Source organism: Aminobacter sp. P4_D5 (assembly GCF_056401815.1).
Map to the genome: position 1 here is coordinate 33,936 of NZ_JBFUIP010000010.1, position 14,553 is coordinate 48,488.

General features: G+C 62.0%; 16 protein-coding genes. 3 read left to right on the forward strand and 13 right to left on the reverse strand.

All coding sequences use genetic code 11. From position 1 onward, the window contains the following. Positions 1-109 precede the first annotated feature (109 nt). The 6 genes from AC1DWF_RS04185 to AC1DWF_RS04210 all read right to left on the reverse strand — a co-directional run bounded on the left by AC1DWF_RS04185 (position 110) and on the right by AC1DWF_RS04210 (position 5,227). The gene (locus AC1DWF_RS04185; RefSeq protein WP_476782949.1) at positions 110-877 is read right to left on the reverse strand and encodes a YbaY family lipoprotein; all 768 of its coding nucleotides are present in this window, start codon (positions 875-877) and stop codon (positions 110-112) included. Positions 878-966: 89 nt separating this feature from the next. After that, positions 967-1,440 (reverse strand): molybdenum cofactor biosynthesis protein MoaE, encoded by a 474-nt coding sequence (locus AC1DWF_RS04190; protein ID WP_476782950.1) that lies wholly within the window; start codon positions 1,438-1,440, stop codon positions 967-969. 4 nt (positions 1,441-1,444) lie between these two features. Continuing rightward, complete coding sequence (gene moaD, locus AC1DWF_RS04195) at positions 1,445-1,699, reverse strand: molybdopterin converting factor subunit 1 (protein WP_476782951.1); 255 nt, start codon at positions 1,697-1,699, stop codon at positions 1,445-1,447. Positions 1,700-1,703: 4 nt separating this feature from the next. Then, positions 1,704-2,300: a CDP-diacylglycerol--glycerol-3-phosphate 3-phosphatidyltransferase gene (gene pgsA, locus AC1DWF_RS04200; RefSeq protein WP_476782952.1), complete on the reverse strand. Its 597-nt coding sequence runs from the start codon at positions 2,298-2,300 to the stop codon at positions 1,704-1,706. Between the two features lie 105 nt (positions 2,301-2,405). Then, positions 2,406-4,466, reverse strand: a complete 2,061-nt coding sequence (gene uvrC / locus AC1DWF_RS04205; protein WP_476782953.1) for an excinuclease ABC subunit UvrC — start codon at positions 4,464-4,466, stop codon at positions 2,406-2,408. Beyond that, positions 4,463-5,227, reverse strand: a complete 765-nt coding sequence (locus AC1DWF_RS04210) for an SDR family oxidoreductase (protein ID WP_476782954.1) — start codon at positions 5,225-5,227, stop codon at positions 4,463-4,465. The genes uvrC and AC1DWF_RS04210 overlap by 4 nt, the downstream gene beginning before the upstream one ends. A 423-nt stretch (positions 5,228-5,650) precedes the next feature. Here AC1DWF_RS04210 and AC1DWF_RS04215 point away from each other — a divergent pair, with 423 nt between their 5' ends. Beyond that, positions 5,651-6,319 carry an outer membrane protein gene (locus AC1DWF_RS04215; RefSeq protein ID WP_476782955.1) on the forward strand — a complete coding sequence of 223 codons (669 nt, stop codon included), beginning with the start codon at positions 5,651-5,653 and terminating at the stop codon, positions 6,317-6,319. Positions 6,320-6,383: 64 nt separating this feature from the next. Here AC1DWF_RS04215 and AC1DWF_RS04220 read toward each other — a convergent pair whose 3' ends face one another. The 7 genes from AC1DWF_RS04220 to AC1DWF_RS04250 form a co-directional block, all read right to left on the reverse strand. Continuing rightward, complete coding sequence (locus AC1DWF_RS04220) at positions 6,384-6,983, reverse strand: glutathione S-transferase family protein (protein ID WP_476789434.1); 600 nt, start codon at positions 6,981-6,983, stop codon at positions 6,384-6,386. Between the two features lie 69 nt (positions 6,984-7,052). Then, positions 7,053-7,757 carry a ribonuclease T2 family protein gene (locus AC1DWF_RS04225; RefSeq protein WP_476782957.1) on the reverse strand — a complete coding sequence of 235 codons (705 nt, stop codon included), beginning with the start codon at positions 7,755-7,757 and terminating at the stop codon, positions 7,053-7,055. 17 nt (positions 7,758-7,774) lie between these two features. Then, positions 7,775-8,242: a hypothetical protein gene (locus tag AC1DWF_RS04230; protein WP_476782958.1), complete on the reverse strand. Its 468-nt coding sequence runs from the start codon at positions 8,240-8,242 to the stop codon at positions 7,775-7,777. 54 nt (positions 8,243-8,296) lie between these two features. Then, positions 8,297-9,157 (reverse strand): 23S rRNA (adenine(2030)-N(6))-methyltransferase RlmJ, encoded by an 861-nt coding sequence (locus AC1DWF_RS04235; RefSeq protein WP_476782959.1) that lies wholly within the window; start codon positions 9,155-9,157, stop codon positions 8,297-8,299. Further along, positions 9,154-9,771, reverse strand: coding sequence for a hypothetical protein (locus AC1DWF_RS04240; RefSeq protein ID WP_476782960.1), 618 nt, complete (start codon positions 9,769-9,771; stop codon positions 9,154-9,156). Before AC1DWF_RS04240 ends, AC1DWF_RS04235 begins: the two co-directional genes overlap by 4 nt. Before the next feature lie 150 nt (positions 9,772-9,921). Beyond that, complete coding sequence (locus AC1DWF_RS04245; protein WP_476782961.1) at positions 9,922-10,371, reverse strand: DNA polymerase III subunit chi; 450 nt, start codon at positions 10,369-10,371, stop codon at positions 9,922-9,924. 84 nt (positions 10,372-10,455) lie between these two features. Continuing rightward, a complete protein-coding gene (locus tag AC1DWF_RS04250) occupies positions 10,456-11,952 on the reverse strand; it encodes a leucyl aminopeptidase (protein ID WP_476782962.1) in 1,497 nt (498 codons plus the stop codon). A 315-nt stretch (positions 11,953-12,267) separates the two neighbouring features. Between AC1DWF_RS04250 and lptF the strand changes: the two genes are divergently transcribed. Then, positions 12,268-13,467 (forward strand): LPS export ABC transporter permease LptF, encoded by a 1,200-nt coding sequence (gene lptF, locus AC1DWF_RS04255; RefSeq protein ID WP_476782963.1) that lies wholly within the window; start codon positions 12,268-12,270, stop codon positions 13,465-13,467. Then, a complete protein-coding gene (gene lptG, locus AC1DWF_RS04260; protein WP_476782964.1) occupies positions 13,464-14,552 on the forward strand; it encodes an LPS export ABC transporter permease LptG in 1,089 nt (362 codons plus the stop codon). The genes lptF and lptG overlap by 4 nt, the downstream gene beginning before the upstream one ends. The last annotated feature ends 1 nt before the right edge of the window (position 14,553 follow it).

Consider the following 14,553-nt stretch of genomic DNA (forward strand, 5'->3'; position numbering starts at 1 on the left):
CCCGCACGACAACCAAAAGTTTGATATCAATGCCTGTGGGCGAACCTCGAAGGACGCACATAGCAAGCTTTTCAAGCTCTTGGGACAATATCCCGAGAAACCGATTCAATCAGGCGCCGTCGCCGAAGCGCAGGATCTCCTTGCCGTCCGCGCCTACCAGCACGAGCTTTCCGCTCTCGACGCGATACTTCTTGGCACGGCCAAGCGCCTCGAGGAACTTGTGCTCCTGATCCATCACAGGCTGGGGGCAGGCCATGAAGGTCGAGCCGAGCGGGCCGAAGGAAATTCCCTTGCCCTCGAAAGTCGCCTTGCCGAAAAAGTTGTTGCAGCCACCGCGGCCGGTCACCTTGCCGTCGACAGCGATGCGCATGGACGACTGCGGCGTGTCGAGCACGCCTGTGCCGCCAATGTCCTCGGCCACCCATTCGCGGTCGAAGATGTCGTCGGCCTTCTCCTCGCTCGCCTGGCTGACCATCTTGAGCACCATGCTTTGCGGGCCTGCGGTCAGCGGGTCGAGCGAATGGCGGACGTCATTGATGAACCACAAGCGGTCGTCGACTGTGATGCGGGCCTGGAGCGCGTAGCTCAAATTGGGCTGGATGGCCGCGGGATTGAAGGGAACGGAAAAATTGATCGGCACCTGGCCGGCAGGATCGATCTTTTGCTGACCGACAACGGTCGAGGGCGCGTCGGCCAGCGATACGTCGACCAATTGCACGGTGAGCACGGCATGCGGTGGCAGCGCGATACGCTCGCGGTAGAGCACCTCGCCCGTGATCGTCTTTTCTTCCGCCGTAGCCATTTCCGGGACAGCTAGAATGCCGACCAGCAGCGGCGCGAAGCCAAAGAGGATGAATTCTGCGAGCTTGCCAAGCATGGTTGTCTCCCCGGATGAAATGTCGCTACCGATCGAAGGTGCAAAGGATTGCGGTGGTTCCGTGGCCGCGAGCGCAGGTCGCGCCCACCTCAGGATTTCGCCCAGCGCGCGGCAGCGGCGTCGTCGCTTTCCTTGGCGTCGACCCAGCCGCCTTCACTGCCGTCGACGCGGTGCTCCTTCTTCCAGAAGGGAGCGCGCGATTTCAGATAATCCATCAGGAAGCTTGCCGCCTCGAACGCCGCCCGCCGGTGCTTGGACGCAGCGACCACCAGCACAATGTTTTCGCCGGGCTTGATGCGGCCGAAGCGGTGGATGGCGGTGATGCCGGCCAGGGGCCAACGTCCGATCGCCTCGTGGGCAATGCGCATGATCTCGGCTTCGGCCATGCCGGGATAATGTTCGAGCTCAAGCGCCGCGAGACTTCCGGCCTCGTCGCGGCACAGGCCGGTGAAGGTCACGACCGCGCCGACATCCGCCCTACCCTCAGTCAACAGCCCGATTTCCGCGGCGACATCAAAATCGGCCGCCTGGATGCGCACCATCGGCACGGCAGCGACCGTCATCGCTTCAGCCACCGGTCATCGGCGGAAACAGCGCGATCTCGGTTGCGCTTCCGATCAGTTCGCGGTGATCGACATGCTCCTGATTGATCGCGACGCGGATCACCTCGGGATGCTGCAATGCGCTTTCGAATTCCTCGCCGCGCGACTTGAGCCAAAGCAGCAGGTCAGAGACCGTCCTCACGTCGCTGGGCAGGTCGACGTCTTCTTCGGTCTTGCCAATCCGTTCGCGTACCCAGGCGAAATAGATGAGCTTGGTCATGCCTTCACTCGTCCATGATGTGCTTCAGGCCGGCGCGGAAATAGTCATAGCCGGTATATAGCGTCACAAGGGCTGCGATCCACAGCAGCACGAGGCCGATCTGGGTGGTGAGCGGGAAGATCTTGTCGCCCGCGGGGCCAGCCAGCAGGAACGCGATGGCCACCATCTGGATCGTCGTCTTCCATTTGGCAAGCTGGGTCACCGGCACGCTGACCTTGAGGGCGGCGAGATATTCGCGCAGGCCCGAGACAAGGATTTCGCGGCACAGGATGATGATTGCCGCCCACAGCGACCAGCCGGCGATGCCGCCACGATGGTCGGTGTCGGCAGCCAGCAAAAGCAGGCAGGTGGCGACCAGAAGCTTGTCGGCAATCGGGTCAAGCATCCGGCCGATGTTCGACGTCTGCTTCCAGGCGCGCGCCAGATAGCCATCGAGATAGTCGGTGAGGCTTGCGATCACAAAGATGGCAAGTGCGCTCCAGCGGGCAAAATCGCTCGATTTCAGAGTGCCCTCGAGGAAGAAGCAAAGCACGACAAGCGGTACGGCAATGATACGCGCATAGGTAAGCATGTTGGGCAGGTTGAATGCGCGCTGGGCCATGGTCTCTGTTGCTCTTTCGTCTGCCGTAGTGAAATCAGAATGGGGGGCTGGGGGTCAACTGCCTATCGGTAGTCCAGGTGAAGGCCGGACGACAATTATCGTTGATCACCCATTATCGTGAAAATGGTTGTAAACAAGGCGTGCGATGGATTCCGAAATGCCCTCGACGGCCATCAGATCGTCGACCGCCGCCCGGCTCACCGCCTTGGCGGTGCCGAAAGCCAGGAGCAGCGCGCGCTTGCGGCTCGGCCCTATACCGCCGATCTCGTCGAGCGGATTCTTGACCATCTCCTTCTTGCGCCGCGCCCGGTGCGAGCCGATGGCAAAGCGATGCGCCTCGTCGCGCAGGCGCTGGACGAAATAGAGCACGGGGTCGCGCACCGGCAGCGAGAACGAATCCTTGCCCTTGACGAAGAAACGCTCGCGTCCCGCTTCTCGGTCCTGCCCCTTGGCGACGCCGATCGCAACGACACGGTCCTCGATGCCGAGCTCGACGAGCATCGCTCGGACCGCGGTCATTTGACCCTGGCCGCCGTCAATAAGGATGACATCCGGCCAGGCCGGAAACGCGCCGGCATCCTCGACCTCGGCCGCGTCAGGCTGTTCGTCGCCGTGATCCTTGAGCAACCGGGAAAACCGCCGCTCCATGACCTCGCGCATCATGCCGAAATCGTCGCCGGGGGTGATGTCGGTCGAGCGGATGTTGAATTTGCGGTACTGGTTCTTGACGAAGCCTTCCGGCCCCGCGACCACCATGCCACCGACGGCATTGGTGCCCATGATGTGGGAATTGTCGTAGACTTCGATGCGCACCGGCGGCTTTTCCAGTCCAAAGGTCTGGGCGAACCCTTCCAGAAGCCGCGCCTGGGTTGACGTCTCGGCCAGCCTGCGCCCCAGCGCCTCGCGGGCGTTCTGTACGGCGTGGTCGACAATGTCCTTCTTCTCGCCGCGCTGCGGCACGGAGATCGCCACCTTGTGGCCGGCGCGGGTGGAAAGCGCTTCAGCCAAAAGCTCTTGCTCTTCGACCGCATGCGACAGCAGGATCGCGCGCGGACACGGCTTGTCGTCGTAGAACTGGGCCAGGAACGAGCCGAGCACTTCGGCGGCCTCCAGCGACGAATCAGCCTTGGGGAAGTAGGCGCGGTTGCCCCAGTTCTGGCCGGTGCGGAAGAAGAACACCTGGATGCCGGTCTGCCCCCCCTCCTGATGGATGGCGAAGACATCGGCCTCGTCGATGGTCTGCGGGTTGATGCCCTGGTGGCTCTGCACATGCGAGAGTGCCGCAAGACGGTCGCGATAGACGGCCGCGCGCTCGAAATCGAGTTCTTCGGCCGCCTGCTGCATCTGGCCCGAAATCTCGGTTTTCACCTTCTGGCTTCGGCCCGAGAGGAAATCCTTCGCCTCGCTGACCAGTTCGGCATAGCCCTCTGCCGAAATCTCGCCGGTGCAAGGTGCGGCACAGCGCTTGATCTGGAACAGCAGGCACGGCCGGGTGCGGTTTTCGAAGAACGAGTCCGTGCAGCTGCGCAAAAGGAAGGCGCGCTGCAGCGAATTGATGGTGCGGCCCACCGCCTGCGCCGACGCAAACGGCCCGAAATAATCGCCACCCTTATGCGAGCGCGCGCCGCGATGCTTGTAGATACCCGGCGCCGCATGGCCGCTGGTGAGCATGATATAGGGGAACGACTTGTCGTCGCGCATCAGTACGTTGAAGCGCGGGCGCAGGCGCTTGATGAGGTTCGCTTCGAGCAGCAAAGCCTCGATCTCGGTGCGGGTGACAACGAACTCCATCGTCGCCGTCTCGCGCACCATCTTGCCGATTCGGTTGGTGTGGAAACGCCCTTGCGCGTAGTTGGTGACGCGCTTCTTGAGACTGCGCGCCTTGCCTACATACAGCACGTCGCCGGCGGCATTCATCATGCGATAGACGCCCGGCGCATTGGGCAGCCGCTTGACCAGCGTCTGGATCACCTCGGCGCCGACCATGCCGTCCGCGTCGCCGGCGTGCGCTGTCCAGTCTATGGCGGTGAAAGGCAGATCCGCACCGCTGGGCGCAACAATCTCGTCCACCGCCTCGTCGTCATCGAGCTCGGTGTCGGGCATGTCTTCGGCAGCCTTGCCGCCTTTTCCGGGGCTAGGCTTGGTGTCGGATTGGCGAGGACTCATTCCACCATGCCTGTCACATCGGGCGTCTGCCAGGCAAGATGCTGGCCGCCATCGAGTGCAATCATTTGGCCAGTGACCGAGCGCGCCTGCCAGAGGTAACGGATCGTCGCACCGAATTCGCCAAGTGCTGGCCCCCGCTTCAGCAGCAGCCCGTCGAGCTGCGCGCCAAAGGCTGCAGCGTCCTGGCGCGAACTCGGCAGCGTCGGGCCAGGACCGATGGCATTGACGCGGATGCGCGGCGCCAGCGCCTGGGCCATCGTTTTGGTCGCGGCCCAAAGTGCCGCCTTCGACAGCGAATAAGAGAAATATTGCGGTGTCGGCTTGAGCACGCGCTGGTCGATCATGTTGACGATCAGCCCCTCGGCGCCTTCTGGCAACGCCGCGGCGAAATTCTTCGCCAGCAGTGCGGGCGCCTTCACATGCAGGGCAAAATGCCTGTCCCAGGCCTCCCAGCCGAAATCAGTCACCGAATCGCCTTCGAAGACAGAGGCGTTGTTGACCAGCAGCGTTATTGGCCCAAGCGCTGCCTCGGCCTCCGAAAGCAGCGCGTCGACGGCAACCATGTCGGCAAGGTCGGCCTGCACGACCACTGCTCGTCCACCATTTGCCTTGATCGTCGCTGCGAGGTCGTCGGCTGCCGCGCGGGCGCGGTTGCAATGGATGGCGACGCCAAAGCCATGCGCGGCAAGGTCTTCCACGATAGCGCGGCCGATACGCTTGGCCCCACCCGTCACCAGCACATTGCCCGCCATCTTCGCCATCCAGTCGTCCTCTCATGCTATCTGCCAGCTTCCGTTGAGGCAGGTGCGGCCACCCTTTTTGGTAACCTTTGTAAAAAGCCGTTCATCGATCTGTCCGCAATGTGGCGAAGGCCTTCGGCGCCCTCCAAAACACTGCCCGCGAACCATGCCGGCAAGCGAGATATAGAACGCCCAACCCCTTGTACCAAGCGGCTTGCGGCAAATGGTCAGCAAAGCTCCTGACAAGGTTGTTGCAATAGCGCAACGTCACGCTTCAGCCTCATTTGCGCCCGGCAATCACCTCACTTCAGGTTCGGTTCAGCCGCATTTCGACACGACATTCAGCACTGTTCGGCGCCACTACCGTTTCTCCCCCCGGACGGTTCATCAAGGGCGCCATTTCGAAAAAAGAGCCAGTGTTCAGTTGGCTTAAGGAGTGAAATTATGACTGCCATTCTCAAGCACGCCCGTCCCCTCGCGGCGGCTTTCGGCCTGATCGCCCTGGCGGCTATGCCTGCATTCGCAGCCGACGTCGTCATGGAAGAGCCGCCAGCACCTTCCGCCCCGATGGTGCAGCCCCCGCTCAACACGTGGTCGGGCCCCTACGCCGGTGTCTCGCTCGGTTATGGCTTCAGCGGCGACGCGAATGACAAGACCTTCAACAACGAGATTGGCACGAGCGGCTTCGTTGGCGGCGCATTCGGCGGCTACAACTACCAGATGGAAAACTTCGTCATCGGTGGCGAAGCCGATCTCGGCTACAACGGCGTGGAAGGCGACAATGCTGGAATGTCCGTGAAGGGCGGCCTCGAAGGCTCGCTGCGCGCTCGTCTGGGTTATGTCGTCACGCCTGACATCCTGGTCTACGGTACGGCCGGTGGTGCTGGCTCGCAGGTCAAGGTCACGGACGTCGTCGGCAACAGCGAGTCCAACACCGCTCTCGGCTGGACGGCCGGCGTCGGCACCGACATCAAGCTGACCGAGTCGGTCTTCGGCCGCGTCGAGTACCGCTACACCGACCTCGGCACCGACAGCTACAACCTCGGTGGTACCAACCACGACGTGTCGTACAAGGATCACCGCGTCACGTTCGGCGTCGGTATGAAGTTCTGATCCTCAGGATCACAACAAACGAAAAAGCCGGGCTCGCGCCCGGCTTTTTTGTTGTTTGAACCGGCTACGCCTGCGGGATGATAGCTTTCAGTTCCGGGAATTTTTCATCGAAACGCGCAGCCCAGCGCTTGAGACGCGGGCGGCCCTTGTCCCACTTGCCGGCGAAGCGAAGCTCCATGTAGGCGATGGCGGTGCGCAGCGCGATCTGGCCGGCTCCGATCGACTTCGACAGCTTCGGCGGGTTGGCATTGAGCAGGTCAAGCGCGCGTGCAGCCTTTGCCCACTGCTTGTCGAGCCAGGGCTGATGCACCAGTTCTTCAGGCCGCGACCGGCGCTCATAGACAATCGCCAGCAGGCAATCGCAGATGCCGTCGGCGATTGCTTCCAGCCGCTCGGCTTCAAGCCGCTTTTCGGCGTTGCGCGGGAACAGCTTGTTGCCCGAAAGCCGGTTCAGATATTGCGTGATCACCCGGCTGTCGTAGATGCCGTCGCCCTCATCGGTGATCCACACAGGGATCTTGCCCAGCGGATTGGCATCGGTCAGCAACGCCGGCTGGGCGGCCGTGTCGACAATCACCGCCTCAAAGGCGATGCCGGCATAGGTGGCTGCCAAACGCACCTTGGCGCTGTAGGGCGAAGTGGCGGAATAAAGAAGCTTCGGCATGATACGGGTCCCTTTTGGCGAGGACCATATTCCGCGCGATTTTCGCCAGCAACGCGGCGTAGCGCTAAATCAGCGGCCACGCACAGGCGGCATCACCACCTTGTCGAGCCGGCAGGCGCGCCGCTCGATTTCCGGGCAGGCACGGAAGTCGAGATCCTTGGTCATGCAGATGCGCACCTCCTGCAGATAGCGCCGGTCGCAGGCGACCGCGATACCATCCGCCCTCATCGCTGGGTTCGATTGCAAGAAGGCGCGTTCGGCCTGCCCTGGCGGCAAGGTGCGATAGGCATCGAGCCGCTTGAACTCGGCGGGAATCTCGACCTTTTGCCGCGCTGCGCGCAGCATCCTGAAATAGTCGTCCTGGCTGAGGCCCGAGCAGGTGCCATGCTTGCGCCATTGGTGGCGAATCAAGCCGGCCGAAGGCATCAGATCGTACAGCCCGCGCAGCTTATCTCCCGAGACGTCTCTGTCATTGGTCTGGCAATCCTGTGGATAGCCGCGCTCATATTGCGGCCACAGGCCATGGACCACGAAGGCATAGGGCCTGCCGGCACGGCATTGCTGGCCATTGGCCTGCTCGCCCTCGGCCTCGCAATAGCTAGGAGACCACGATAGCGACAAAACGTAGAAGTCGAAGCCCTGCCCTCTGGGAACAACCGCTTCAGACGAAGCGGGCGGCTTGGTTTCACTGGACTTTTCCTCGGCCGGCTTGCAAGCGGCAAACACGAGCAGCGCGGCAAACGCGAATACCGGCCGCCGCGCCGACAATCTCATGCTAAATCTAGCCTGCCTCAGCGCAGTACGCGGCAACCAGCTTGATCGCCATTATAGCCACCATTGTAGACGTACCAGCGATCGAAGCCCGCGACGCAGAACTCGACATTGTCGCCGATCGAGGCAAAGCCCATGCCTTCCTCGACAAGGTACCAGATGCTGCGGTCACGACCGTCCGACAGCGTCACCGTGGCGCCGCAATAGGTGCGGCCGATGGGGTGGTCTTCGTTGGCCGGCTCATAGCGGGACGCATAGATGCGCTGGAAATTGCTGATGCCGACCTGAGGCAGGTTTGGCACGTTGCGCACCTGATGACTGAAACGGCTGGTGATGCGATTCAGCACCCAGGCATTGCCGCACAATCCGGAATAGGCGGAATTGTCGGAATAGACCGCCATATCCGCGGCCTGCACCGAGGCTGTGCCGAGCCCGGCCGCTCCAAGTCCGATGATTGCGGCAAAGATGCTGCTGGCGATGCGACTCATGGTTCCCACTCCAAAGGCTGGTGCAACCTAGTTTGCGGCTTCGCCGCGTTCTGGTCAAGAAGCCGCCGTTTCGCCCGCGAGCCACTCGACCGACCAGCTGGCGCCCGCGCCCTCCGCAAGAATCTTATTCAGCACGGGCAGCATCGTGCGCAGCTCGCCTTCCAGTTGATAAGGCGGGTTCACCATCACCATGCCGGTGCCATCGAGCCTGGGCTCGGAGGAAGGCGGGCGGATATAGAATTCGATATCCAAGATCTTGGGAATGCCGGCGTCAGCAAGTCCTTCGCGGAACGCCGCCACCGCCTTGCGATCCTTGACCGGATACCACAGCGCGAAGATACCGCCCGGCCAGCGCCGGTGCGCCTTCCTGAGTCCGTCGACCAGACGGTCAAACTCACCGCCGATCTCGAAAGGCGGATCGACCAGCACCAGCCCGCGCTTTTCCTTCGGCGGCAGATGCGCGCCAAGTGCCAGCCAGCCGTCCAATTCGGTGACGCGGGTCTGGAAATCGCCTTCAAATTGCGCAGCCAGCGTCTTTGCATCTTCGGGATGCAGTTCGATTGCCGACAGCCGGTCCTGCTTGCGCAGCAGATGCCGGGCGATCAGCGGTGAGCCGGGATAGTTTTCGACACCGCCCCCGGCGTTTACCGCACGCACGGCATCGAGATAGGGCGCAAGCAGTTCCGCAGCCTCTGCCGGAAGCTTCGCCTCGATCAACCGTCCGATGCCGTCATGCCATTCGCCCGTCTTGCGCGCTTGTTCCGAAGAAAGATCGTAAAGGCCGATGCCGGCATGGGTGTCGATGACCCGAAACGCCTTGTCCTTGCGCTTGAGATATTCGATCAGCCGGGCGAGCACGGCGTGCTTGACCACGTCGGCAAAGTTTCCGGCATGATAGACGTGGCGATAATTCATGATTTGTCTGTGCCCCTGCCCCAGCGTGGCGCCGGTGGCTGCGAATTCGGGTTTTCAGGGCGACCGCCGCCGCGTCGCAGCGACAGCACCAGGCCGATGAAGCCGATCGCCATCAGCGAAATGCCGACAGGCTGGGCGCGCGCGTCGGCCTCGCCACCGCCTGAGCGCAAGATGAGGTCGACGCGCTGGATCTGGACATTATCGGCATCGCCCTGGCCGATGACGAACCGATAGGTTCCCGGCTGCACATCGCGGATCAGGCCAGCGTCATCGCGAAAAATCGGATCGGGCAGCTGCGGGCTGCGCTCGCGCGGCGTGGTGTCTTGGAAATTCAGCGCCTGGGCCAGGACCGTTTCGCCATGCGTCGACGCCGTGATCGTCAGCACGGCGCGGGCAGGCGTCACCGCTGGCGGCGCCAATGTCGTCAGGTCGACAAGCACCCGCACCGGCGCATCGGCCGTCGCCAGCGCCACCTCGACAGGGCGAAACCCGCTCGCGCGATCATAGGCGCGATAGGTGCCGATCTCGTGGCCAGTGAAATTGGTGGTGGCCCAAGGGTAGATGATGCCGAGGCCGGCGCCGGCAAGCAGGATGAGAAGAAACAGGAACCGCATGGTGCTCGATACTCTGTGGCCGCCATCTAACCAATGCGGCGGGCGGACGGACAACGTCTCTCCTACTACGGCTTTTGCCCGGCGCCGGAAAGTGCAGCCCCAAGCTTTGGAACCGGTCTCGCCGTCAAATTCTCGACGAATCTGCTGACCTCAGGCCTTGCGCTCCCAGCGCCGATCCGGCGTCTGCTGCCAGTAGGTGACGGTGTGGCCAGCGGCCTTCATCGTCTTCCAGTGTTCGCGCGCGCCTTCGAGCTGCGCCGCATCGTGGCCGTCGAACAGGAAGACCGCGCGCTGATAGGGCGCGATGTCGGGCGGCGATGCACCGTCGACCAGGAAACGGATTTCAGCCGCGTTCGGATTGTCCTCGCTAACCGTCAGCACCACAGGCTGATCGGCCGCATGCGCCTCTCGGTCGCTGCCATGTGCGAGGAACGAATCGTCGCGAAATGTCCACAAATGCGCATCGAGCGCATCGCGACGCTCCTCGGTGCCGGTCTGCACTACCGCTTTCCAGCCGCGCTGCAGGCTGCGTTCGAGCAAGCCCGGAAGGGCATCTTCGAGCGTCGACTCGGTCAGGTGGTAGAAAAGGACTTCGGCCATAGGGCAATGCTATGCCCCAATTCCACGCGGCGGTGAAGCGTCGCGCCGCGCCGGACAAGCCCGACGCGGCCGATTGTTGGATGCTCAGCCTTCGTAGTGGTCGCGCACCAGCCTATCGAGCAGCCGCACGCCGTAGCCCGAGGCCCAGGACTGGTTGATCTCGTTGGTCGGCGAGCCCATCGCGGTGCCGGCAATGTCGAGATGCGCCCACGGCGTTTCCTTGACGAAACGCTGCAGGAACTGTGCCGCCGTGATCGAGCCGCCATAACGGCCGCCGATGTTTTTCATGTCGGCGTTCTTGGAATCGATAAGCTTGTCGTAGTCGGAGCCGAGCGGCATGCGCCACAGCTTCTCCTGCGTCACCGTGCCCGAATCCGTCAGGCGGGTCGCCAGTTCGTCATTGTTGGAGAACAGGCCGGCATGACCCTGGCCAAGGGCCACCATGATCGCGCCGGTCAGCGTCGCCAGATTGACCATGAACTTCGGCTCGAAACGCTGGTTGCAGTACCAAAGCGCATCAGCGAGCACGAGGCGCCCTTCGGCGTCGGTGTTCAGCACTTCGATGGTCTGGCCCGACATCGAGGTGACGATGTCGCCGGGGCGCTGGGCGTTGCCGTCGACCATGTTTTCGACCAGGCCGATGATGCCGACCACATTGGCCTTGGCTTTGCGGGCGGCGAGCGCGTGCATCAGGCCGGTGACGGCGGCGGCACCGCCCATGTCGCCCTTCATGTCTTCCATGCCGGCCGCCGGCTTGATCGACACGCCACCCGAATCAAAGACCACCCCCTTGCCAACGAAGGCAATCGGTTTGTCCTTGGCCTTGCCGCCGTTCCACTGCATCACCGCCAGGCGCGGCGGGCGCACCGACCCCTGGGCGACGCCGAGCAGCGCGCCCATGCCGAGCTTCTTCATTTCCTTTTCGGTCAGGATCTCAACCTTGACGCCAAGCTTTTCGAGCTCCTTGGCTTGTGCGGCGAATTCCACCGGACCGAGCACATTGGCCGGCTCGTTGACGAGATCGCGGGCGAGCACCACGCCGCCGACGATGGCCTCGGCATCGGCGAAGGCCTTCTTGGCCGCTGCCGGATCGGCGCAATGGATCACGACCTTGGCCGGCTTCTTGTCGTCGGCCTTGCCGTCGCCATTGTCCTTCTTGGTCTTGTATTTGTCGAAGGTATAGGCCCGAAGCAGCACGCCGGCGGCAACGCCCGCGGCGGCAGCGCCATTGACCGCAACACCCGGAATGTCGAGAATCACCGCCACTTCGGTCGCCTTGCGCAATTGGGCCGCGAGCGCGCCGCCAAGCTTCAGCCAGGAATATTCGTCGAGTGCCGTGGTCTTGCCGACGCCGATAGTAACGAGCCGGTCAGCCGCCGTCCCCTCAGGTGCGAGGACTTCCACCACGCCGCCGAACTTGCCGGTGAAGTCGGCGATGGGGAAGGCACGGTCGAGCGTCTTGGCCGGATCACAGGCGAGCGCCGCATCGCTCAGGCCTCCATCTTCGGCGGAGAAGATGAAAATGGTGCCTTTTTTCGGCACACCCGGCTTTGCGAAACTGATCGACGGCTTAGAAGTCATGATATCCTGCTTTCGGATCCCGTTCTGATGGTGCGCGACATTTCGTCGTTTTCGAGAGTTTGGCAAGCCTCCCGTCATCTAGGCCAGCTATTGCTAAAGTTGAAATATTGTCAGAAACCTCGCGTTAACCACCTCTGTTCGGCCTTTCTTAGCCAATAGTGCCCAGACTCGAGCTTGGTGAGAGATGGTGCGGGAACAGTGTCGGCCTGAAGGGGCCAGTTGTGCCGGCTTGCCTTGGACTATATCTTAGACCCGCACCGGCCACGCGACATCCTGTCGGCCGGCCAAGTCGGAAACACGGAATCCTGATCATCGATGAAGGTTGTTGAGCGCTACATCCTGCGTCGTGCGTTCGTGGTTTTCATCGCCGCGCTGACTTGGACTTTGGCCATCGTCTGGACCACCCAGGTGCTCGGGCGAATCGACCTCGTCACCGACAGCGGCCAGTCGGCTCTGACCTTCTTTGAGGTGGCGGCACTTATCTTGCCCACCGTCATCCCCATCGTCGTGCCCTTTGCAGTGGTCATCGCTGTGGCGCTGACGCTAAGCACGATGAACAGCGATTCCGAGCTGGTGATTCTCAATGCCGCCGGCGCCTCGCGCCTGACGGTCATCCGTCCCATCCTCATCCTAGCGATCGGCGCAAGCCTGTTTTCCTTTGTCATCGACAACGTCGCCGAACCGATGGCGCGCCAGCGCAACCGCGAACTGATCGCCACTTCGCGCGCCGACCTTTTGTCGCTGATCATCCAGGAAGGAACGTTCCGCAAGGTCGATGAAGGTCTGTTTGTTCAGGTCGGCGAACGCCTGCCCAATGGCGGATTGGGCGGCATTTTCGTCGCCGATTCACGCGAACCGAATGTCGACCTCGTCTACTACGCCAAGGACGGCTCCTTCATCGAGCGGGACAGCAAGCAGATGCTGGTGATGAACGAAGGCGTGATCCACCGCAAGGCGCCGGGCGGCGAGGTGTCGGTGATCAGCTTCGATTCCTATGCCTTCGACCTCAGCGAATTCTCCGCTGCGGCCCAGGAGGTCACTATGGCGCCGAAGGATCGTTCAACAGCCTACCTGATGGACCCCTCGCACAGCGACAAATTCTATCAGCGCAATCCGCGGCTATTCACGGTCGAACTCGACCGCCGCTTCACCGAATGGTTCTATTCGATCGCCTTCGCGCTCATCGCACTTGCCGTGGCGGGCGACGCGCGTTCACACCGTGAAGCGCGCATCCATCCGCTCATCACCACGGTCACCATCGCGCTGTTCTTCCGCTGGCTCGGTTTCTTCGCCGGCAGCAAGGCCGAGACGGTGCCGTGGGTCAGCTACGTCATCTATGGCATTCCGATCGGCGCGTCATTGCTCGCCATCTGGTTCATCCGCAACAACCGCACCATGGAGCTGCCTGTCTCGGTCGCCGACCGCGTGGCGGCGATGGCGGCGCGCATCCGCGACAGGTTCACCGCCTTCCGCCTCAGGCTCGGCGGCGGCGCTTCCGGTCAGGGAGCGGCATGATGGGCTGGACACTCGGGCGCTATTTCCTGGTTCGCTATGCCGTCATCACGACATGGTTCTTCATCGGCATTTTCGCGCTGATCTTCATCATCGACGTCACTGAATTCTCCAGCAATGTCGGCAGCCTGCCGGGATTCAAGTTCAGCATGGCCCTTACTGTGTCGGCACTTCGCGTGCCGATGATCATGCAGCAGACAGTGCCGTTCGTGGCTCTGTTCAGCGCGATGGCGACACTTGTGTCGCTCAACCGTCGCTACGAGTTGGTGATCGCGCGCGCCGCCGGCATTTCGGCGTGGCAGTTCCTGCTGCCCTGCTGCATCGGCGCCCTGCTTTTCGGCATGATCACCGTAGGCATCCTCAACCCGATCGCGGCCCACGGTTTTTCGCGTGCCGAAAACATCGAATCCGAGCTGCGCTCGCGCCAGTCGAATTCGGTTTCGGCATTCTCTGCACCATGGCTGCGGCAGAAAGCAAACGGCACCGAAGTCATCATTGGCGCTCGTGCGGTCCTCAACCAGGGCCTGGAACTCGCAGACGCGGTGTTCTTCGTCTTCGACTCGAGCGGTAACATGGTCGAGCGCAAGGATGCCGAGCGAGCCTATCTGCGGGAAGGACATTGGGAACTCGTCAATGTCCGCAGCATGAAGGGCGCCGAGAACTTCACCTCTGAAAAGACCGACCAGGTACCAACCAATCTGAAGCCGGAATTCGTGCAGGAACGACTGGCGCGACCGGAAACGATTCCATTCTTCCAGCTGCCTGCAAAGATCGAAATTGCGCGTTCATTTGGCCTCAGGGCAAACGCATTCGCCATGCAATTTCATTCACTTGTCGCCCTTCCCTTCCTTCTGGTTGCGATGACTCTCATTGCTGCAACAGTGTCGATGCAATTTGCGAGGATGGGGCAGTCAGCAACGATGATTCTGGGTGGCGTCCTCGCTGGCTTTCTGCTTTATGTCGTTTCGGTTCTGGTCAAAGCATTTGGCAATGCGGGATTCGTGCCGACTTATATTGCGGCGTGGCTTCCAGTTGTCGTAGCAATGTTTTTCGGGGTGACTTTCCTGCTCTACAAGGAGGACGGTTAGT